Here is an 18941-nt window from a genome sequence, read left to right on the forward strand (position 1 = left end):
GGGCGCCGCGCACCCCTGGCGTAGCCTGGGTTCCGTCCGTTCACGACCTTTACGAACCTTGCGAAGGGGACGCCGGTGACCGAGAAGGCCGACCTCACGTCTGTTGATGTCACAGCCGTCCTCGAACGGGCCGCCGCCGGCGGGCGCATCACCCCCGAGGAAGCGCTCGTCCTCTACCGCGACGCGCCCCTGCACGCGCTGGGCGCCGCCGCCGACGCCGTGCGCCGCCGGCTGTACGCGGGCACCGAGCACATCGCGACGTACATCATCGAGCGCAACATCAACTACACGAACGTGTGCGTCACCGCGTGCAAGTTCTGCGCCTTCTACGCCGCGCCCAAGGACACCGCCAAGGGCTGGACCCGCGACCTCGACGACATCCTGCGCCGCTGCGCCGAGACCGTCGAACTCGGCGGCACCCAGATCATGTTCCAGGGCGGCCACCACCCGGACTACGGCGTCGAGTACTACGAGCAGCACTTCAAGGCCATCAAGGACGCCTTCCCGCAGCTGGTCATCCACTCCCTCGGCGCCTCCGAGGTCGAGCACATGGCCCGCATCTCCAAGGTCTCCGTGGAGGAGGCCATCACCCGCATCCACGAGGCCGGTCTCGACTCCTTCGCCGGAGCGGGCGCCGAACTCCTGCCCGAGCGCCCGCGCAAGGCCATCGCGCCGCTCAAGGAGTCCGGCGAACGCTGGCTGGAGATCATGGAGACCGCGCACCGGCTGGGCGTGGAGTCCACCTCCACCATGCTGATGGGCACCGGCGAGACCAACGCCGAGCGCATCGAGCACCTGCGGATGATCCGCGACGTCCAGGATCGCACGGGCGGCTTCCGCGCCTTCATCCCGTACACCTACCAGCCCGAGAACAACCACCTGAAGGGCCGCACGCAGGCGACCCTCTTCGAGTACCTGCGGATGATCGCCGTCGCCCGCCTCTTCCTCGACAACGTCCGCCACATCCAGGGCTCCTGGCTGACCACCGGCAAGGACGTCGGCCAGCTCACCCTGCACTACGGCGCCGACGACCTCGGCTCGATCATGCTGGAGGAGAACGTCGTCTCCTCGGCCGGCGCCAAGCACCGCTCCAACCGCATGGAGATCATCGAGCTGATCCGCAGCGCGGGCCGCGTCCCCGCCCAGCGGGCCACGACGTACGAGCACCTCGTCGTCCACGACGACCCGGCGAACGACCCGGTGGACGACCGCGTGATGTCGCACATCTCCTCCACCGCGATCGCGGGCGGCACCGCCCACCCGGAACTGAAGCTGCTCTCCGCCAACTGAGCCGGACGCCGTGCTGACCCTGCACCGGCCGCTCGCCGACGAAGCCCGCTCGGTGCTGGTCGACGGCGGCCGGATCCTGGCCGCCGGGCCGTACGCCGAGCTGCACGCGGCCCACGGCGAGCGCGCCCGCGTCCGCGAGTGGAACGGCACGGTGGCGCCCGGCCGGTACGAGCCCGAAGCGGTGCGCCTGCTGGAGACCCTGTACTGGCCCGACCCGCGCGAGGCCGACGCGCTCGGCGCCGAGCCGCTGCCCGCCGCGTCCGTCTCGATGACGGACACCCGGTGGGGCGGCAGCGCCCGGCGCGGGCTCCAGCGGATGCTGGGGCGCGGGGTGACGGCGGTCGCCGGGCCGTTCACCCGGCCGCCGGTGCGGACCGCCGTCCAGCGCTCGGGCGTCCTGGTCGGACCGGCCCCCGCCGTCCTCGTCCCGGAGGCCCGCGCCGACTTCACCGTTCTCGCCGTTGACGGGAGCTGTCTGGCGACGGTGGTGGGCGGACGGCTCGTCTACCGGCGGGCATAAGTACGACTTTGGCGGTTGGCCGCACAGGACAGGTGCGGTGCGCTTACTCTCGGCTACGGAGAGAGAGGAGCGGCTGCCGCATGGTGAACTCCAAACAACTCGACCCCTGCGCTTCGCCGTTGGACTACTACGGCGCGGAGCTGCGCCGCCTGCGGGAGGCGGCGGGACTGAGACTCGCCGATCTGGGCGACATCGTCTTCTGCACGGGTTCGTTGATCGGCCAGATCGAGACGACCCTGAAGGTACCGACCCGAGACTTCTCGGCCCGCGTGGACGCCGCGCTGAACGCGGACGGGATGTTCTCGCGGCTGGTGGGACTGGTTCTGCGGAGCCAGTTGCCTACGTGGTTCCAGCCGTTCGCGGAGATGGAGTCGAAGGCGACGTACATCTCCACCTACCAAGCGCAGCTGGTGTATGGCCTGTTGCAGACACCGGAGTACGCCCGCGCCGTGCTGGGGGTACGGGAGGGCAACGACCTCGAAGCTCTGGTCGAAGCGAGGCTGGATCGCCAGCGCATCCTCGACAGACAGGATGCGCCACTGATGTGGGTGGTGCTGTCCGAGGCGGTGCTGCATCAAGAGGTCGGTGGCCACGACGTGATGCGCGGGCAACTGGCTCATCTGTTGGAGGTGCAGGACCGTGATTGGCTGCGGGTCCAGATCCTGCCCTTCGAGGTTGGCGCTCACACGGGCCTGATGGGCTCGTACACGATGCTGCGCTTCGACAGCGACCCGGACATCGTCTATACCGAGGACTTCGTCCAGGGTCATATGACGGCCAATCCGGAGGCCGTCAAGGAAGGTTCGCTCCGTTACGATCTCATGCAGGCTGCCGCTCTCTCCGTGAAGGAGTCGGCGGAGCTGATCGCCAGCGTGATGGAGGAGCGTTATGGGCAGCAGGCCGATCCCGGTGGACTCGCAGTGGCGTAAGTCCTCCTACAGCGGCGACACCGGAGGCGAGTGCATCGAGTGCGCGCCGCTGAACGGCGCGGCCTGGCGTAAGTCGTCGTACAGCGGTGACACCGGAGGCAACTGCATCGAATACGCCGACCTCACCGCGCACGTCGCCCTGCGCGACAGCAAGAACCCGGCCGGAGGCCACTTCTCCATCGCGCCGGAGGCGTTCGCGGTGTTCGTCGGCGCGGCGGCGCGGGGCGCGCTGTAGGCCCCGCGCGGGCTGCTGCAAGAATGACCAGGTGACCCGCGCATCCCTGGAGAAGCAGCCGCACGAAGTCGCCTCGATGTTCGACGGCGTGGCGGAACGGTACGACCTGACCAACGACATCCTGTCCCTCGGACAGGACCGCCGCTGGCGCAAGGAGGTCGCCAGAGCGGTCGACGCGCGGCCGGCGCAGAAGATCCTGGACCTCGCCGCCGGTACCGCCACCTCGTCCCTCCCCTTCACCCGCGCCGGGGCCTACGTCGTCCCGTGCGACTTCTCGCTGGGCATGCTCCAGGTCGGCAAGCGGCAGCACGCGTGGCTGCCGTTCACGGCGGGGGACGCGACGCGGCTGCCGTTCAAGGACGACGTGTTCGACGCCGTCACGATCTCCTTCGGGCTGCGCAACGTACAGGACTTCGACACCGCGCTGAGCGAGATGTACCGGGTGACCCGGCCGGGCGGACGCGTGGTGATCTGCGAGTTCTCGCACCCCACCTGGGCGCCGTTCCGCACGGTCTACACCGAGTACCTGATGCGGGCCCTGCCGTCCGTGGCGCGGGCGGTCTCCTCGAACCCGGACGCGTACGTCTACCTCGCCGAGTCCATCCGCGCCTGGCCCGACCAGCCGGCGCTGGCCGAGCGGCTGCGCGGGGCCGGCTGGTCGAAGGTGGCCTGGCGCAACCTCAGCGGCGGCATCGTGACGCTGCACCGCGGCTTCAAGCAGGACTGACCGGACTCCGGTCGCGGGCCGGGGGGACGGCCCGTCAGCCGGAGGCGCGGGGCCGCTGAATAGACTGGCCCGTGTCCAGTGCCGGCCGGCACGCAGACTTTTCGACCCTGGGGAGATCCCGCCGTGACCGTCGTGACTGAGCCCCTCTCCGACTCCCTCACCGGAAACACCGCCGACGTGATCGTGGTCGGCGCGGGCCCGGCCGGCTCCACCACCGCGTACCACCTCGCCCGGGCCGGCCTGGACGTGCTGCTGCTGGAGAAGACCGCGTTCCCGCGCGAGAAGGTCTGCGGCGACGGCCTCACCCCGCGCGCCGTCAAGCAGCTGGTCGCGATGGGGATCGACATCTCCGAAGAGGCGGGCTGGCTGCGCAACAAGGGGCTGCGCATCATCGGCGGCGGCGCCCGGCTCCAGCTGGACTGGCCGGACCTCGCCTCCTTCCCCGACTACGGACTCGTCCGCAAGCGCGACGACTTCGACGACCAGCTCGCCCGGCAGGCCCAGAAGGCGGGCGCCCGGCTCTACGAGCGCTGCAACGTGGGCGAGCCGATCGTCGACGACCGCACCGGCCGCATCACCGGCGTGAAGGCCAAGCTCGGCGAGGAGAAGCGCGAGGTCACCTTCCACGCGCCGCTGGTCGTCGCCGCCGACGGCAACTCCACCCGGCTCTCCCTGGCGATGGGTTTGCACCGCCGCGAGGACCGCCCGATGGGCGTCGCCGTGCGGACGTACTTCACCTCGCCGCGCCACGAGGACGACTACCTGGAATCCTGGCTGGAGCTGTGGGACCGGCGCGGCGCCCAGGACCGGCTGCTGCCCGGCTACGGCTGGATCTTCGGCATGGGCGACGGCACCTCGAACGTCGGCCTGGGCGTCCTCAACACCTCGGCCGCCTTCAAGGAACTGGACTGGCGCGAGATCCTGAAGGCCTGGTGCGCGTCCATGCCGGAGGACTGGGGCTACACCCCGGACAACATGACCGGCCCGATCCGCGGCGCGGCCCTGCCGATGGCCTTCAACCGCCAGCCCCACTACACGCGCGGCCTGCTCCTGGTCGGCGACGCCGGCGGCCTGGTCAACCCCTTCAACGGCGAGGGCATCGCCTACGCCATGGAGTCCGGCCAGATCGCCGCCGAGGTCATCGTCCAGGCCCACTCGCGCGCCACGCCCGCCCAGCGCGAACTGGCCCTCCAGCGCTACCCGCGCGTCCTGAAGGACACCTACGGCGGCTACTACACGCTCGGCCGCGCCTTCGTGAAGCTCATCGGCAACCCGAAGGTCATGCAGATGGCCGCCCAGCGCGGTCTGACCCACCCGGTGCTGATGAAGTTCACCCTCAAACTCCTCGCCAACCTCACCGACCCGACCGGCGGCGACGCGATGGACCGCATCATCAACGGCCTGAGCAAGGTCGCCCCCAAGGCGTGAACGCCCACTCAGATGGTCGTCGTGCCGCACGAGGAGTCATACCGGCGGTGGTGCTCGTCGTCTGCGCTTTGGTGGCCGGCGGCATCACGGCGTGGTTCGTGTCGCGAGACGACTCGCCGGACTTCTGTCGCGGGCTCGCGAAGGACGACAGGGTCCGGTCGCTCCTGACCGCGGCCCACCAGAGCGGGACGGACTGTGCGGCCCTGGGCGACGCGTTCAAGAAGGCGGCGCTGCGCGAAGGCCACGAGAAGCACTCGGTCGGGCAGGCGCAGGCGATGAAGGACGCGTTGCTCGCCGTCGACGACCGTATGCGGAAGTCCGGTACCACGTCCCTCGACGAAAAGCTGTCCGTCCCGCTGGCCGAAACGGTCGCGGACTACTCCGACGACGTCTACGGGATCCTGGCGCCGGGCAGCCTCGACTACTCGAAGCATGACGCGCCGTCGGACCCGCCGTGGGTGGACGGGTCCGGCGCGCACGTGTCCGTTCTCCAGAAGTCCCTGATGCGCGTCCTGCGGGGCGTGTCCGCCACCCCGGCCGCCTATGCCGAACTTCGTACGGGTGTTACTCGCTCGGCTGCTCACGCACTCGTCACGACACCTGAGAGCGCGGTGAACGCCGCCGACTACTCGGGGGCCGAGGGACCTTCGGCGCCGAAGGCGAACGCCTGGGTCCTGGGCGCCCTGGACGCCGTGGCCGATGACGTCACCGGCGATCTCGCGAAGGAGCGTGCGGCGGACTGGCGCAAGGGTGTCTTCGTCCGCCTGACCCAGGAGACTGCCGAGAGCGGCACGCCGTACGGAAGTGACCGTGAACGGGACATCGTCGTCGCCTGGCAGAAGGGTCTGGCATCGGTCGGCGACGGTGGTCTCGTCACGCGGTTGCGGGGACAGGGGCCTGTGCTGGTGAAGGCGTGGGGCGAAGGCATCTCGCTCAGCGCGAGCAGGATCTCCGCGCTCTCGGATGCCGCGCGGTTCAGCGCGGAGAGCGCCCGCGGCACCTGGTCGCACGACCTCGGCTGATCCGCAGGAGGCCGGGGCCTCCGCCTACGCGGCCCGCTCCGACCGGCACAACCGGTGCAACCGGGTGAAACACGCCAACCGGTCCGATCGGCTCAACTGCTCAAACCACCCAAACCGCCCGAACCGGCAACGCCGGAAGGGCCGCTGCCCCCGAGCGGCTGCGGCCCTTCACCCCGTACGGCTCTGCGGCGCCCTCAGAGCACCCGCACCGCGCCGGTCGGCGGGTCGTACGACAGCGGCTTCTCCACGACGCCGCTGGAGGGGTTCTGCGCGCCGACGAACATACCGTCGCCGACGTAGACCGCCACGTGGTACGCGCTGCCCGCGCCGCCCCAGTAGAGGATGTCGCCCGGCTGGAGGTTGGACAGCCCCACCTGGGTGCCGGCCGTCGACTGGTCCTGGGAGACGCGCGGCAGGCTGATGCCCACCTGCTTGAAGGCGGTCTGGACCAGGCCGGAGCAGTCGTACGCGGACGGGCCGGTGGCGCCGGAGACGTACGCCTTGCCGATCTGCGACTTCACGAACGAGACGATCGCGGCGGCCGAACCGGTCGCCGACGAGCCGCCGGTGACGGTGTCGCCGCTGGTGCCGGTACCGGCGTCGGAACCCGTGCCGGAGCCGGAGCCGGAGTCGTCGCTGCCGCCGCCGGTCGAGTAGGCGGTGAGGGTCATGCGCTGCGTGTCGCGCGAGGCGCGCTCGGCGGCGGCCTTGCGGGCGGCGGCCTCGGCCTTCTTCTTGGCGGCCGCCGCCTTCTTCTTCGCCTCGGCGAGGTCCGACTTGGCCTGCTTCGCGGCGTTCGCGGAGGCGGTGTCACGCTCCGCCTGGAGCTGGTAGTTCGCGGCGGCCTGCTGCGTGGCGTCCGCCGACTGGGCGACCTGAGCGGCCAGGTCGGCCGTCAGCGTGGGCAGTTCGAGGGTCTGGGTGACCGGCTCGGCCGCGTTGGCCGAGGAGGCCGACGCACCGGCCACGGCCAGCGTGCCCAGGACGCCACCGGCGACTCCGGCCCGCATCGCGATTTTCGACGCGCTACGGCGGGGCTTCCGGTGGCTGCGTATGTGAGCGGTGTGGGACATGGGAACAACGGGTACCAGGGGCTCCTTCATATCTTCAAGAAACGTGTGCTGCGCCACATTTGCTCAATCAGGGGTGCGAACGCCGGGCGTGTCGCCCTTTATTGACGCCGTAACGGACAAACGGGGCACTCGTGATCATGCCTGTGATCATGGTCTTTCGCTGTTACGTCCGAATTGCCCCGCGCCTACCATTGGTTGAGACCGTTGGCCAAGCCCGGTTCTCAGAGTCCTCTCATGGGTGTGGCGGAGGTCACGGAACGGTCACCGCACCGTCCTGCGTCCGCGCGTCGCGCGCGCTCCTGCCGACTGACGGCCACTGCGGGCGACTTGTCCGATCGGATGACTAAAAACCCATTTGCCACTTCCGTCGCACCCGCCACACCGGTCCCGCGAGCTTGTGAAGCCGCGAACGTGTCCACTTTCCGTTCCGGCGTCCCTCCGAGGTGTGAAAAGCGGCCCTATATCAAGGTCTTGACGCCGACTGCCACTTTGCGCCGGACGCCGGTCATCTGATAGTGCACACCCCGTCCGACCTGCAAAGACGAGGTCAAATGTCACCTTTGGTGATCGCTCGTGTGCTTCCAGTGTGAAGATCGAAGCTCATCCGACTTCATGATCCTTCGTCAGGTGGTGGAGATCACAAAGCTTGTGGAATACCCCGTGTCGCAGATCACAGAGTCGCAGGCATAGGATGCCCTGCAGTTGGGCTTGTGACCTGCTTCACATGTTCTCGATCTTCGCCGGGACGGGCGGGGGCGGTGGACGCGTGAGACGGCCAGGGAGTCCACACCGCCAGCAGTCAGTGCCGACTGAGAGGAGCGAGGAGCGGTGAACGCTTATGCGCCCATCCTCGTACTGGGAGCCCTCGGGGCAGGCTTTGCGATCTTCTCCGTGGTCATGGCCACGCTGATCGGACCGAAGCGGTACAACCGCGCCAAACTCGAAGCCTACGAGTGCGGTATCGAGCCGACCCCCACGCCGGCCGGCGGCGGGCGCTTCCCCATCAAGTACTACCTGACGGCGATGCTCTTCATCGTCTTCGACATCGAGATCGTCTTCCTCTACCCCTGGGCCGTCACCTTCGACGCCCTGGGTGTTTTCGGGCTCGTGGAGATGCTGCTCTTCGTGCTCACCGTCTTCGTCGCCTACGCGTACGTATGGCGGCGCGGCGGCCTGGAATGGGACTGAGGGGCCATAGAGACATGGGACTCGAAGAAAAGCTGCCGAGCGGATTCCTGCTCACCACCGTCGAGCAGGCCGCGGGCTGGGTGCGCAAGGCGTCCGTCTTCCCGGCCACCTTCGGCCTGGCCTGCTGCGCGATCGAGATGATGACCACCGGCGCCGGCCGCTATGACCTGGCCCGCTTCGGCATGGAGGTCTTCCGCGGCTCGCCCCGCCAGGCCGACCTGATGATCGTGGCCGGCCGGGTCAGCCAGAAGATGGCGCCCGTACTGCGGCAGGTCTACGACCAGATGCCCAACCCCAAGTGGGTGATCTCCATGGGCGTCTGCGCCTCCTCGGGCGGCATGTTCAACAACTACGCGATCGTCCAGGGCGTCGACCACATCGTCCCCGTCGACATCTACCTGCCCGGCTGCCCGCCGCGCCCGGAGATGCTGATGGACGCGATCCTCAAGCTCCACCAGAAGATCCAGTCCACCAAGCTCGGCGTGAACGCGGAGGAAGCGGCCCGCGAGGCGGAGGAGGCGGCGCTCAAGGCCCTGCCCACGATCGAGATGAAGGGGCTGCTGCGGTGAGCGACGCGAACGGCACCCAGGGTGCGGGCGGCGGGAACGGCTCCGCCAACGGGGCCAACCCCGAGAAGGACCTGTCCGCCGACAACCTGCCCGGCCGGCGCGGCCAGGGCGGCGAGGAGGTCCGCGTCCAGCGCGGCATGTTCGGCGCGAACAACGGCGGCGACACCTCCGGCTACGGCGGCCTGGTCCGCTCGATCCGGCTGCCCGGACCGGCCGCCCGGCCCTACGGCGGCTGGTTCGACGAGGTCGCCGACGAACTCGAAGGCGCCCTGGAGGAACAGGGCCTGCTGCCCGGCAACGCCATCGAGAAGACGGTCGTCGACCGCGGCGAACTCACCTTCCACATCGAACGCGAGCACCTGCCGCGCGTCGCCCGCACCCTGCGCGACGACCCCGCCCTGCGGTTCGAACTGTGCACCGGCGTCAGCGGCGTCCACTACCCGCACGACAAGGGCCGCGAGCTGCACGCCGTCTACCACCTGCGCTCGATCACCCACAACCGGCTGATCCGGCTGGAGGTCAGCGCCCCCGACGGCGACCGGCACATCCCCTCGCTGGTCCCCGTCTACCCGACCAACGACTGGCACGAGCGCGAGACCTGGGACTTCTTCGGGATCGTCTTCGACGGCCACCCGGCGCTGACCCGGATCATGATGCCGGACGACTGGCAGGGTCACCCGCAGCGCAAGGACTACCCCCTCGGCGGCATCCCCGTCGAGTACAAGGGCGCCCAGATCCCGGCTCCGGACCAGCGGAGGTCGTACTCGTGAGCACATCGCACGCCTCCCCGAGGGAGACCACGGAAGGCACCGTCTACACGGTCACCGGCGGCGACTGGGACGAGGTCGTCCAGTCCGCCGCCCGCGCCGACGACGAGCGCATCGTCGTCAACATGGGCCCCCAGCACCCCTCCACCCACGGAGTGCTGCGGCTGATCCTGGAGATCGAGGGCGAGACCGTCACCGAGGCCCGCTGCGGCATCGGCTACCTGCACACCGGCATCGAGAAGAACCTCGAGTTCCGCACGTGGACGCAGGGCACCACGTTCGTGACGCGCATGGACTACCTGACGTCCTTCTTCAACGAGACCGCCTACTGCCTCGCCGTCGAGAAGCTCCTCGGCGTCGAGGACCAGATCACCGAGCGCGCCAAGATCATCCGGGTGCTCCTGATGGAGCTGAACCGGCTCTCCTCCCACCTGGTGTGCATCGCCACCGGCGGCATGGAGCTCGGCGCCACCACGATCATGATCTACGGCTTCCGCGACCGGGAGATGATCCTCGACATCTACGAGCTGGTCACGGGCCTGCGGATGAACCACGCCTACATCCGGCCCGGCGGACTCGCCCAGGACCTGCCGCCCGGCGCGGTGGACCGGATCCGCGAGTTCGTGAAGAAGATGCAGAAGAACCTCCCGGAGTACGACAAGCTCGCCACCGGGAACCCCATCTTCAAGGCCCGCATGCAGGACGTCGGCTACCTCGACCTGGCCGGCTGCATGGCCCTCGGCGCCACCGGCCCGATCCTGCGCTCCACCGGCCTGCCGCACGACCTGCGCAAGACACAGCCGTACTGCGACTACGAGACGTACGACTTCGACGTCCCCACCACCGACACCTGCGACGCCTACGGCCGCTTCCTGATCCGGCTGGAGGAGATGCACCAGTCGCTGCGGATCGTCGAGCAGTGCCTGGACCGGCTCCAGCCCGGCCCGGTCATGGTCGCCGACAAGAAGATCGCCTGGCCCGCCCAGCTCGCCCTGGGCCCCGACGGGCTCGGCAACTCCCTCGACCACATCAAGAAGATCATGGGCACCTCCATGGAGGCCCTGATCCACCACTTCAAGCTGGTCACCGAGGGCTTCCGCGTCCCGCCCGGCCAGGCGTACACGGCGGTCGAGTCGCCCAAGGGCGAACTCGGCGTGCACGCCGTCTCCGACGGCGGCACCCGCCCCTTCCGGGTCCACTTCCGCGACCCGTCCTTCACCAACCTTCAGGCCATGGCGGCGATGTGCGAGGGCGGCCAGGTCGCCGACGTCATCGTCGCCGTCGCCTCCATCGACCCCGTGATGGGAGGCGTCGACCGGTGACCACCTCTTCTTCCCCGCGGGCCGGGCAGGGCGTCAGCCTGGGCATGCCCGAACTGCCCGCGCCCGGCTACCCGGACGACGTCCGCGACCGGCTGGAGCGCGACGCGCGCGAGATCATCGCCCGCTACCCCGACTCCCGCTCCGCCCTCCTGCCGCTGCTGCACCTCGTGCAGGCCGAGGAGGGACACGTCACGCGCACCGGCATGGCGTTCTGCGCCGACGTGCTCGGCCTGACCACGGCCGAGGTCACCGCGGTCGCCACCTTCTACACCATGTACCGGCGCAAGCCGTCCGGCGACTACCAGGTCGGGGTGTGCACCAACACCCTGTGCGCGGTGATGGGCGGCGACGCCATCTTCGAGGCCCTCCAGGAGCACCTGGGCGTCGGCAACGGCGAGACCACCGACGACGGCAAGGTCACCCTGGAGCACATCGAGTGCAACGCGGCCTGCGACTTCGCGCCGGTCGTGATGGTCAACTGGGAGTTCTTCGACAACCAGACCCCGGCCGGCGCCAAACACCTCGTCGACGACCTGCGCGCCGGCCGCCCGGTGACGCCGACCCGCGGCGCCCCGCTGTGCACCTTCAAGGAGACCGCCCGCATCCTGGCCGGCTTCCCCGACGAGCGCGAAGGCGCCGCCGACGCCGGCGGCAGCGCGGGCCACGCCTCCCTGGCCGGCCTGCGCCTGGCCCGCGGCGAGACCGCCCCCGCGCGCGTGGTCCACCCCCGCGAGGGCGGCCCGCACGACACGCCGCGGGACGCACCGCGGGACGCCGCCGGACACCGGCCGTCGCCGGCGGAGCACCTCAGCTCGCACGACGCGCCACAGGACACATCGGCCTCCGACCCGGCCCACCCGGCCGGACCCGCCGCCGAGGAGGGGGAGTGATGACGGTGTCCACCAACTACGAGGGCGCCTCCCAGCCCGAGGCCGGGGGAGGATCGAGCCCCGAGAAGCTGCTGGCGCCCGTGCTGTCGGCCTTCTGGGACGAGGACCGCTCCTGGACGCTTGACGTGTACCGCGCGCACGACGGCTACGAGGGCCTGCGCAAGGCGCTCGCCATGTCGCCGGACGACCTGATCGCGTACGTGAAGGACTCCGGACTGCGCGGCCGCGGCGGCGCGGGCTTCCCGACCGGCATGAAGTGGCAGTTCATCCCGCAGGGCGACGGCAAACCGCACTATCTGGTGGTCAACGCCGACGAGTCGGAGCCGGGCACCTGCAAGGACATCCCGCTCCTCCTCGCGAACCCGCACAGCCTCATCGAGGGCATCGTGATCGCGTGCTACGCCATCAGGTCGTCGCACGCCTTCATCTATCTGCGCGGCGAAGTCGTCCCCGTGCTGCGGCGGCTGCACTCGGCCGTGCGCGAGGCCTACGCGGCCGGCTACCTCGGCGAGAACGTCCTGGGCAGCGGACTGAACCTCGACATCACCGTGCACGCCGGCGCCGGGGCGTACATCTGCGGCGAGGAGACCGCGCTGCTGGACTCGCTCGAAGGCCGCCGCGGACAACCGCGGCTGCGTCCCCCCTTCCCCGCCGTCGCGGGCCTCTACGCGTGCCCGACTGTGGTGAACAACGTCGAGTCGATCGCGTCGGTTCCCGCCATCCTCAAAAACGGCAAGGACTGGTTCAGGTCCATGGGCAGCGAGAAGTCCCCGGGCTTCACGCTGTACTCGCTCAGTGGCCACGTCGCGAGCCCCGGCCAGTACGAGGCCCCGCTCGGCATCACCCTGCGCCAGCTGCTCGACATGAGCGGCGGCATGCGGCCCGGCCACCGGCTGAAGTTCTGGACGCCGGGCGGCTCCTCCACCCCGATGTTCACCGAGGAGCACCTCGACGTGCCCCTGGACTACGAGGGCGTCGGCGCGGCCGGCTCCATGCTCGGCACCAAGGCCCTCCAGTGCTTCGACGAGACCACCTGCGTGGTGCGGGCCGTCACCCGGTGGACCGAGTTCTACGCCCACGAGTCGTGCGGCAAGTGCACCCCGTGCCGTGAGGGCACGTACTGGCTGGTGCAGCTGCTGCGGGACATCGAGGCCGGCAAGGGCCGCACCAGCGACCTCGACAAGCTCGCCGACATCGCCGACAACATCAACGGCAAGTCCTTCTGCGCCCTCGGCGACGGCGCCGCCTCGCCGATCTTCTCCTCCCTCAAGTACTTCCGGGCGGAGTACGAGGAGCACATCACGGGCCGCGGCTGCCCCTTCGACCCGGCCAGGTCGACGGCCTGGGCGGACCAGCACACGGAGGTGCGCGCATGACCGTGACCACCAACGCCCCCTCCTCGGGCGGCGCGGCGGCGCCCCCGCCGGAAGACCTCGTCACGCTGACGATCGACGGAACGGAGATCAGCGTGCCCAAGGGCACCCTGGTCATCCGGGCCGCCGAACAGCTCGGCATCGAGATCCCCCGGTTCTGCGACCACCCGCTGCTCGACCCGGCCGGCGCCTGCCGCCAGTGCATCGTCGAGGTCGAGGGCCAGCGCAAGCCGATGGCGTCGTGCACCATCACCTGCACCGACGGGATGGTGGTCAAGACCCACCTCACCTCGCCGGCCGCCGAGAAGGCCCAGCACGGCGTGATGGAGCTGCTGCTCATCAACCACCCGCTGGACTGCCCGGTCTGCGACAAGGGCGGCGAGTGCCCGCTCCAGAACCAGGCCATGTCGCACGGCAACGCCGAGTCCCGCTTCGAGGGCAGGAAGCGGACGTACGAGAAGCCGGTGCCGATCTCCACGCAGGTGCTGCTGGACCGCGAGCGGTGCGTGCTGTGCGCGCGCTGCACCCGCTTCTCCAACCAGGTCGCCGGCGACCCGATGATCGAACTGATCGAACGGGGCGCGCTCCAGCAGGTCGGCACCGGCGAGGGCGACCCGTTCGAGTCGTACTTCTCCGGCAACACCATCCAGATCTGCCCGGTCGGCGCGCTCACCTCCGCCGCCTACCGGTTCCGCTCGCGCCCCTTCGACCTGGTCTCCTCGCCGACCGTGTGCGAGCACTGCTCCGGCGGCTGCGCGACCCGCACCGACCACCGGCGCGGCAAGGTCATGCGGCGGCTCGCCGCCAACGACCCCGAGGTCAACGAGGAGTGGATCTGCGACAAGGGACGCTTCGCGTTCCGCTACGCGCAGACCAAGGACCGGCTGACCACCCCGCTGGTGCGCAGCCCCGAGGGCGAACTCGTGCCGGCCTCCTGGCCGGAGGCGCTGGAGATCGCCGCTCAGGGGCTGCTCGCCTCGCGCGGCCGCACCGGCGTCCTCACCGGCGGCCGGCTCACCGTCGAGGACGCCTACGCGTACAGCAAGTTCGCGCGGGTGGCGCTCGACACCAACGACATCGACTTCCGGGCGCGCGTGCACAGCGGCGAGGAGGCCGACTTCCTGGCCGCCCGCGTCGCCGGGCGCGGCAAGGACGTCGACGGCACGGGCGTCACCTACACGGCGCTGGAGCAGGCGCCCGCCGTGCTGCTTGTCGGATTCGAGTCCGAGGAGGAGGCGCCCGGCGTCTTCCTGAGGCTGCGCAAGGCGTGGCGCAAGCACGGACAGCGGGTGTTCGCACTGGCCACGCACGCCACCCGGGGCCTGGAGAAGGCCGGCGGCACGCTGCTGCCGGCCGCGCCCGGCACCGAGACCGAATGGCTGGACGCGCTGGCCGACGACGCCGGCCTGGAGGACGCCGGCAGCCAGGCCGCGCGGGCGCTGCGCGCCGAGGGCGCCGTCCTCGTCGTCGGCGAACGGCTCGCCTCCGTGGCGGGCGGCCTGACCGCCGCCGTGCGGACCGCGGCCGCCACCGGCGCGCACCTGGTGTGGATCCCGCGCCGGGCGGGCGAGCGGGGCGCGATCGAGGCGGGCGCGCTGCCGTCGCTGCTGCCGGGCGGCCGCCCGGCCACCGACCCGCGCGCGCGGGAGGAGGTCGCCGCCGTCTGGGGCGTGGCCGACCTCCCGCACCGCTACGGCCGCGACACCGGCCAGATCGTCCAGGCCGCCGCCGACGGCGAGCTCCAGGCGCTGCTGGTGGCCGGCGTGGAGGTCGCCGACCTGCCCGACCCGGCCCGCGCGCGGGCCGCGCTGGCCGAGGTGGGCTTCCTGGTCTCCCTGGAGCTGCGGCCCAGCGAGGTCAGCGAGCACGCCGACGTGGTCCTGCCGGTGGCCGCCGTCGCCGAGAAGGCCGGCAGCTTCCTCAACTGGGAGGGCAGGGTGCGCTTCTTCGAGGCCGCCCTCAAGCCCGACCAGATGACCCGCAGGCTCGCCCCCGGCGACCTCAGGGTGCTCCAGATGCTGGCCGACACCATGGACGTGCACCTGGGGCTGCCGGACCTCAGGACCGCGCACGCCGAACTGGACCGGCTCGGCGCCTGGCGCGGGCCGCGCGCCGACGACCCGGCCGAGAGCGCGGGCGCGCTGCCCCGCCCGGCCGCCGGGGAGGCCGTGCTCGCCGGGCACCGGCTGCTGCTGGACCACGGCCTCCTCCAGGAGGGCGACGAGGCGCTGGCCGGCACCCGGCACGCCGCACGCGCGCGCGTCTCGGCCGCCACCGCCGCCGAGGCGGGTGTCGCCGACGGCGAGCCGCTCGCCGTGACCGGCCCCGCCGGGGCGATCGAACTCCCGCTGGAGATCACTGACATGCCCGACCGGGTGGTGTGGCTCCCGCTGAACTCCGTCGGCTCCGGCGTCGCCTCCGACACCGGGGCGCGGCCCGGCTCCCTCGTCCGCATCGGCCCGGCGCCGCGCGCGGCCGGGGTCCACAAGGAGGTGGAGGCATGAGGTCGTCCCTCGCCGCGGAGAACCTCTCGATGTTCGGCACCGATCCCTGGTGGCTGGTCGTCGTCAAGGCGGTGTTCTGCTTCGCCTTCCTGATGGTGACGGTGCTGTTCTCCATCGTCTGGGAGCGCAAGGTCGTCGCCTGGATGCAGCTGCGCGTCGGCCCCAACCGGCACGGCCCCTGGGGCATGCTCCAGTCGCTCGCCGACGGCATCAAGCTGATGCTGAAGGAGGACCTGGTCGTCAAGCGCGCGGACAAGGTCGTCTACGTCCTCGCGCCGGTCGTCGCGGCCATCCCGGCCTTCATGGCGATCGCGGTCATCCCCTTCGGGCCCGCGGACAACGAGGTCTCCGTCTTCGGGCACCGCACGGCGATGCAGCTGACCGACCTGCCGATCGCGATGCTCTACATCCTCGCGGTCGCCTCGGTCGGCATCTACGGCATCGTCCTGGCCGGCTGGAGCTCCGGCTCCACCTATCCGCTCCTGGGCGGTCTGCGCTCCTGCGCGCAGATGATCTCCTACGAGATCGCGATGGGCGCCGCGTTCGCCTCGGTGTTCCTGTACTCGGGCTCCATGTCGACGTCCACGATCGTCGAACAGCAGCACGACCGCTGGTACATCCTGCTGCTGCCGGTCTCCTTCGTGCTCTACATCGTCACCATGGTCGGCGAGACCAACCGCGCCCCCTTCGACATGCCGGAGTCCGAGGGCGACCTGGTCGGCGGCTTCAACACCGAGTACTCCTCGATCAAGTTCGCGATGTTCATGCTCGCCGAGTACGTCAACATGGTGACCGTCTCGGCCGTCTCCACCACGCTCTTCCTGGGCGGCTGGCGGGCGCCCTGGCCGATCAGCACCTTCTGGGAGGGCGCCAACCACGGCTGGTGGCCGCTGCTCTGGTTCGTGATCAAGGTGCAGCTGCTGCTGTTCTTCTTCATCTGGCTGCGCGGCACGCTCCCGCGGGTGCGCTACGACCAGCTGATGAAGCTCGGCTGGAAGGTGCTCATCCCGGTCTCCGTGGTCTGGCTGATGCTCGTCGCCACGGTGCGGACCCTGCGCAACCAGCACTACGACTTCGCCGACATCGCCCTCTACGTCGGCGGCGGCGTCCTGGCCCTGCTGGTGCTGTCCTTCGTCGCCGACATGTTCCGCGAGAAGGCGAAGACGGACGAGCGGGACGTGTCCGAGCCCGCCGGGGCCGCCGGATTCGACCCGATGGCCGGCGGATTCCCCGTGCCGCCGCTGCCCGGACAGGAGCTGCCGCCGGTGCCCCGGCGCCGCTCGCACCGGGAGCGGGAGCTGATTGTCAGTGGTGGGCCGGACACTGTCAGTGACGGAACTCTGGAGGGAAAGGAGGCGTCCGATGGCTGAGGAACCCCAGGAGACCAAGCCCGGTTTCCAGAACCCGGTGGCCGGCTTCGGCGTGACCTTCAAGGCCATGTTCAAGAAGCGGCTGACCGAGCAGTACCCGGAGCAGAAGAAGACCACCGCTCCGCGGTTCCACGGACGGCACCAGCTCAACCGCCATCCGGACGGCCTGGAGAAGTGCGTCGGCTGCGAGCTGTGCGCCTGGGCCTGTCCCGCCGACGCCATCTACGTCGAGGGCGCCGACAACACCGACGAGGAGCGCTACTCGCCGGGCGAGCGCTACGGCCGCGTCTACCAGATCAACTACGCCCGCTGCATCCTGTGCGGCCTGTGCATCGAGGCGTGTCCCACGCGCGCGCTGACGATGACCAACGACTTCGAGCTGGCCGACTCCAGCCGCGCCAACCTCATCTACACCAAGGAGCAGCTGCTCGCCGGTCTGGAGGAGGGCATGGTCGACTCGCCGCACGCCCTCTACCCCGGCACCGACGAACAGGACTACTACCGGGGCCTGGTGACCGAGGCCGCGCCGGGCACCGAGCGGCAGACCGCCGTCTCCAAGGGCGAGACGCCCGCGGACGAGGGGGTGGACGCATGAGCGCGCAGCTCGCCGCCTACGCCACCTCCACCGGGGAGGCGTTCCAGTTCTGGGTGCTGGGCACCGTGGCGGTGCTCGGCGCCCTGGGCACCGTCCTGATGCGCAAGGCCGTGCACAGCGCCCTGTGCCTGGCTGGCACCATGATCGTCCTCGCGGTGTTCTACCTGGCCAACGGCGCCTACTTCCTCGGCATCGTGCAGATCGTCGTCTACACCGGCGCGATCATGATGCTGTTCCTGTTCGTGGTGATGCTCGTCGGCGTGACCGCGGCGGACTCCCTGAAGGAGACCATCAAGGGGCAGCGCTGGCTGGCCCTGCTGTGCGGTCTCGGCTTCGGCGTCCTGCTCTTCGCGGGCATCGCCAACGCCTCCCTGAAGGACTTCGCCGGCGCCGGCAAGGCCAACGCGAACGGCAACGTGGAGGGCCTGGCGACCCTCATCTTCACCCGCTACGTCTACGCGTTCGAACTCACCGGCGCCCTGCTGATCACGGCCACCATCGGCGCGATGGTGCTCACCCACCGCGAGCGCACCGAGCGTGCCAAGAGCCAGCGCGAGCTGGCCGAGCAGCGCGTGCGCGAGGGCAAGCACCTGCCGCCGCTGCCCGCCCCCGGCGTCTACGCCCGGCACAACGCCGTGGACGTCGCCGGCCTGCTGCCCGACGGCACGCCCTCGGAGCTGACCGTCAGCAGGACGCTGCGCGAGCGCGGCCAGATCCGGGACGTCTCGGCCGAGGCGCTGAGCGACCTGAAGGCCATCGAGCAGCGCGCCGAAGAGCGCCTGGAGCGCACCGGGAACGAACCGGCCCGCTCCCGGCGGACCGAGGAGGCGTCGAAGTGAACCCCGTCAACTACCTCTACCTCGCCGCCCTGCTGTTCACGATCGGCGCCACCGGCGTGCTGATCCGGCGCAACGCCATCGTGGTGTTCATGTGCGTCGAGCTGATGCTGAACGCCTGCAACCTCGCGTTCGTCGTCTTCTCCCGCATGCACGGCAACCTCGACGGGCAGATCATCGCCTTCTTCACGATGGTCGTCGCCGCAGCGGAGGTCGTGGTCGGACTCGCGATCATCGTGTCGCTGTTCCGTTCCCGCCACTCGGCCTCGGTCGACGACGCCAGCCTGATGAAGCTGTAAGGGG

The 18941-nt window shown here is 70.2% G+C and carries 19 protein-coding genes; 18 read left to right on the forward strand and 1 reads right to left on the reverse strand.

Translation table 11 applies throughout. The annotated features are described in order from the left end of the window. The first annotated feature begins 75 nt into the window (after nucleotides 1–75). From mqnC to ABEB07_RS37335, 7 genes are all read left to right on the forward strand, one after another. Entirely contained in the window at nucleotides 76–1290 is a 1215-nt protein-coding gene (gene mqnC / locus ABEB07_RS37305) for a cyclic dehypoxanthinyl futalosine synthase (RefSeq protein ID WP_345672493.1), read from the forward strand. 10 nt (nucleotides 1291–1300) lie between these two features. Continuing rightward, a complete protein-coding gene (locus ABEB07_RS37310; protein WP_345672494.1) occupies nucleotides 1301–1810 on the forward strand; it encodes an imidazolonepropionase-like domain-containing protein in 510 nt (169 codons plus the stop codon). An 80-nt stretch (nucleotides 1811–1890) separates the two neighbouring features. After that, a complete protein-coding gene (locus ABEB07_RS37315; protein ID WP_345672495.1) occupies nucleotides 1891–2739 on the forward strand; it encodes a helix-turn-helix domain-containing protein in 849 nt (282 codons plus the stop codon). Next, entirely contained in the window at nucleotides 2699–2974 is a 276-nt protein-coding gene (locus ABEB07_RS37320) for a DUF397 domain-containing protein (protein ID WP_345672497.1), read from the forward strand. The genes ABEB07_RS37315 and ABEB07_RS37320 overlap by 41 nt, the downstream gene beginning before the upstream one ends. A 31-nt stretch (nucleotides 2975–3005) precedes the next feature. Further along, complete coding sequence (locus ABEB07_RS37325) at nucleotides 3006–3701, forward strand: demethylmenaquinone methyltransferase (RefSeq protein ID WP_345672498.1); 696 nt, start codon at nucleotides 3006–3008, stop codon at nucleotides 3699–3701. 123 nt (nucleotides 3702–3824) lie between these two features. After that, complete coding sequence (locus ABEB07_RS37330) at nucleotides 3825–5129, forward strand: geranylgeranyl reductase family protein (protein ID WP_176150080.1); 1305 nt, start codon at nucleotides 3825–3827, stop codon at nucleotides 5127–5129. A gap of 47 nt (nucleotides 5130–5176) precedes the next feature. Beyond that, entirely contained in the window at nucleotides 5177–6151 is a 975-nt protein-coding gene (locus ABEB07_RS37335; protein WP_345672499.1) for a hypothetical protein, read from the forward strand. Nucleotides 6152–6345: 194 nt separating this feature from the next. Here ABEB07_RS37335 and ABEB07_RS37340 read toward each other — a convergent pair whose 3' ends face one another. Further along, nucleotides 6346–7224 carry a C40 family peptidase gene (locus ABEB07_RS37340; RefSeq protein ID WP_345672500.1) on the reverse strand — a complete coding sequence of 293 codons (879 nt, stop codon included), beginning with the start codon at nucleotides 7222–7224 and terminating at the stop codon, nucleotides 6346–6348. Between the two features lie 828 nt (nucleotides 7225–8052). On the opposite strand from ABEB07_RS37340, the gene ABEB07_RS37345 reads away from it, so the two are divergent. The 11 genes from ABEB07_RS37345 to nuoK are packed head-to-tail and all read left to right on the forward strand — an operon-like array spanning nucleotide 8053 to nucleotide 18937. Continuing rightward, complete coding sequence (locus ABEB07_RS37345) at nucleotides 8053–8412, forward strand: NADH-quinone oxidoreductase subunit A (RefSeq protein ID WP_007383963.1); 360 nt, start codon at nucleotides 8053–8055, stop codon at nucleotides 8410–8412. 14 nt (nucleotides 8413–8426) lie between these two features. Further along, a complete protein-coding gene (locus ABEB07_RS37350) occupies nucleotides 8427–8981 on the forward strand; it encodes a NuoB/complex I 20 kDa subunit family protein (RefSeq protein WP_009190037.1) in 555 nt (184 codons plus the stop codon). Then, nucleotides 8978–9751: an NADH-quinone oxidoreductase subunit C gene (locus ABEB07_RS37355; protein ID WP_345672501.1), complete on the forward strand. Its 774-nt coding sequence runs from the start codon at nucleotides 8978–8980 to the stop codon at nucleotides 9749–9751. The genes ABEB07_RS37350 and ABEB07_RS37355 overlap by 4 nt, the downstream gene beginning before the upstream one ends. After that, nucleotides 9748–11070, forward strand: a complete 1323-nt coding sequence (locus ABEB07_RS37360) for an NADH-quinone oxidoreductase subunit D (protein ID WP_345672502.1) — start codon at nucleotides 9748–9750, stop codon at nucleotides 11068–11070. Before ABEB07_RS37355 ends, ABEB07_RS37360 begins: the two co-directional genes overlap by 4 nt. Further along, on the forward strand, nucleotides 11067–11960 hold the full coding sequence (nuoE, locus tag ABEB07_RS37365) for an NADH-quinone oxidoreductase subunit NuoE (RefSeq protein WP_345672503.1): 894 nt from the start codon (nucleotides 11067–11069) through the stop codon (nucleotides 11958–11960). The genes ABEB07_RS37360 and nuoE overlap by 4 nt, the downstream gene beginning before the upstream one ends. Beyond that, on the forward strand, nucleotides 11960–13336 hold the full coding sequence (nuoF, locus tag ABEB07_RS37370) for an NADH-quinone oxidoreductase subunit NuoF (protein WP_345672504.1): 1377 nt from the start codon (nucleotides 11960–11962) through the stop codon (nucleotides 13334–13336). Before nuoE ends, nuoF begins: the two co-directional genes overlap by 1 nt. Next, nucleotides 13333–15837, forward strand: coding sequence for an NADH-quinone oxidoreductase subunit G (locus tag ABEB07_RS37375; protein WP_345672505.1), 2505 nt, complete (start codon nucleotides 13333–13335; stop codon nucleotides 15835–15837). The genes nuoF and ABEB07_RS37375 overlap by 4 nt, the downstream gene beginning before the upstream one ends. Further along, complete coding sequence (nuoH, locus tag ABEB07_RS37380; protein WP_345672506.1) at nucleotides 15834–17207, forward strand: NADH-quinone oxidoreductase subunit NuoH; 1374 nt, start codon at nucleotides 15834–15836, stop codon at nucleotides 17205–17207. The genes ABEB07_RS37375 and nuoH overlap by 4 nt, the downstream gene beginning before the upstream one ends. Continuing rightward, complete coding sequence (gene nuoI, locus ABEB07_RS37385) at nucleotides 17200–17802, forward strand: NADH-quinone oxidoreductase subunit NuoI (RefSeq protein WP_345672508.1); 603 nt, start codon at nucleotides 17200–17202, stop codon at nucleotides 17800–17802. The genes nuoH and nuoI overlap by 8 nt, the downstream gene beginning before the upstream one ends. Further along, nucleotides 17799–18641 (forward strand): NADH-quinone oxidoreductase subunit J, encoded by an 843-nt coding sequence (locus ABEB07_RS37390; RefSeq protein ID WP_345672509.1) that lies wholly within the window; start codon nucleotides 17799–17801, stop codon nucleotides 18639–18641. The genes nuoI and ABEB07_RS37390 overlap by 4 nt, the downstream gene beginning before the upstream one ends. Next, the gene (nuoK, locus tag ABEB07_RS37395; protein ID WP_018568277.1) at nucleotides 18638–18937 is read left to right on the forward strand and encodes an NADH-quinone oxidoreductase subunit NuoK; all 300 of its coding nucleotides are present in this window, start codon (nucleotides 18638–18640) and stop codon (nucleotides 18935–18937) included. Before ABEB07_RS37390 ends, nuoK begins: the two co-directional genes overlap by 4 nt. Nucleotides 18938–18941: the final 4 nt, after the last annotated feature.

Origin of the sequence: Streptomyces similanensis, from assembly GCF_039543625.1 — a bacterium.
Classification (GTDB): Bacteria; Actinomycetota; Actinomycetes; order Streptomycetales; family Streptomycetaceae; genus Streptomyces; species Streptomyces similanensis.

Bases quoted from the DNA above. Each gene is read 5' to 3' on its own strand.
- ABEB07_RS37350 (WP_009190037.1), top strand. From the start codon at position 8,427: ATGGGACTCGAAGAAAAGCTGCCGAGCGGATTCCTGCTCACCACCGTC.
- ABEB07_RS37375 (WP_345672505.1), top strand. From the start codon at position 13,333: ATGACCGTGACCACCAACGCCCCCTCCTCGGGCGGCGCGGCGGCGCCC.
- ABEB07_RS37390 (WP_345672509.1), top strand. From the start codon at position 17,799: ATGAGCGCGCAGCTCGCCGCCTACGCCACCTCCACCGGGGAGGCGTTC.
- ABEB07_RS37315 (WP_345672495.1), top strand. From the start codon at position 1,891: ATGGTGAACTCCAAACAACTCGACCCCTGCGCTTCGCCGTTGGACTAC.
- nuoI (WP_345672508.1), top strand. From the start codon at position 17,200: ATGGCTGAGGAACCCCAGGAGACCAAGCCCGGTTTCCAGAACCCGGTG.
- nuoH (WP_345672506.1), top strand. From the start codon at position 15,834: ATGAGGTCGTCCCTCGCCGCGGAGAACCTCTCGATGTTCGGCACCGAT.
- ABEB07_RS37340 (WP_345672500.1), bottom strand. From the start codon at position 7,224: ATGTCCCACACCGCTCACATACGCAGCCACCGGAAGCCCCGCCGTAGC.
- ABEB07_RS37320 (WP_345672497.1), top strand. From the start codon at position 2,699: ATGGGCAGCAGGCCGATCCCGGTGGACTCGCAGTGGCGTAAGTCCTCC.
- nuoF (WP_345672504.1), top strand. From the start codon at position 11,960: ATGACGGTGTCCACCAACTACGAGGGCGCCTCCCAGCCCGAGGCCGGG.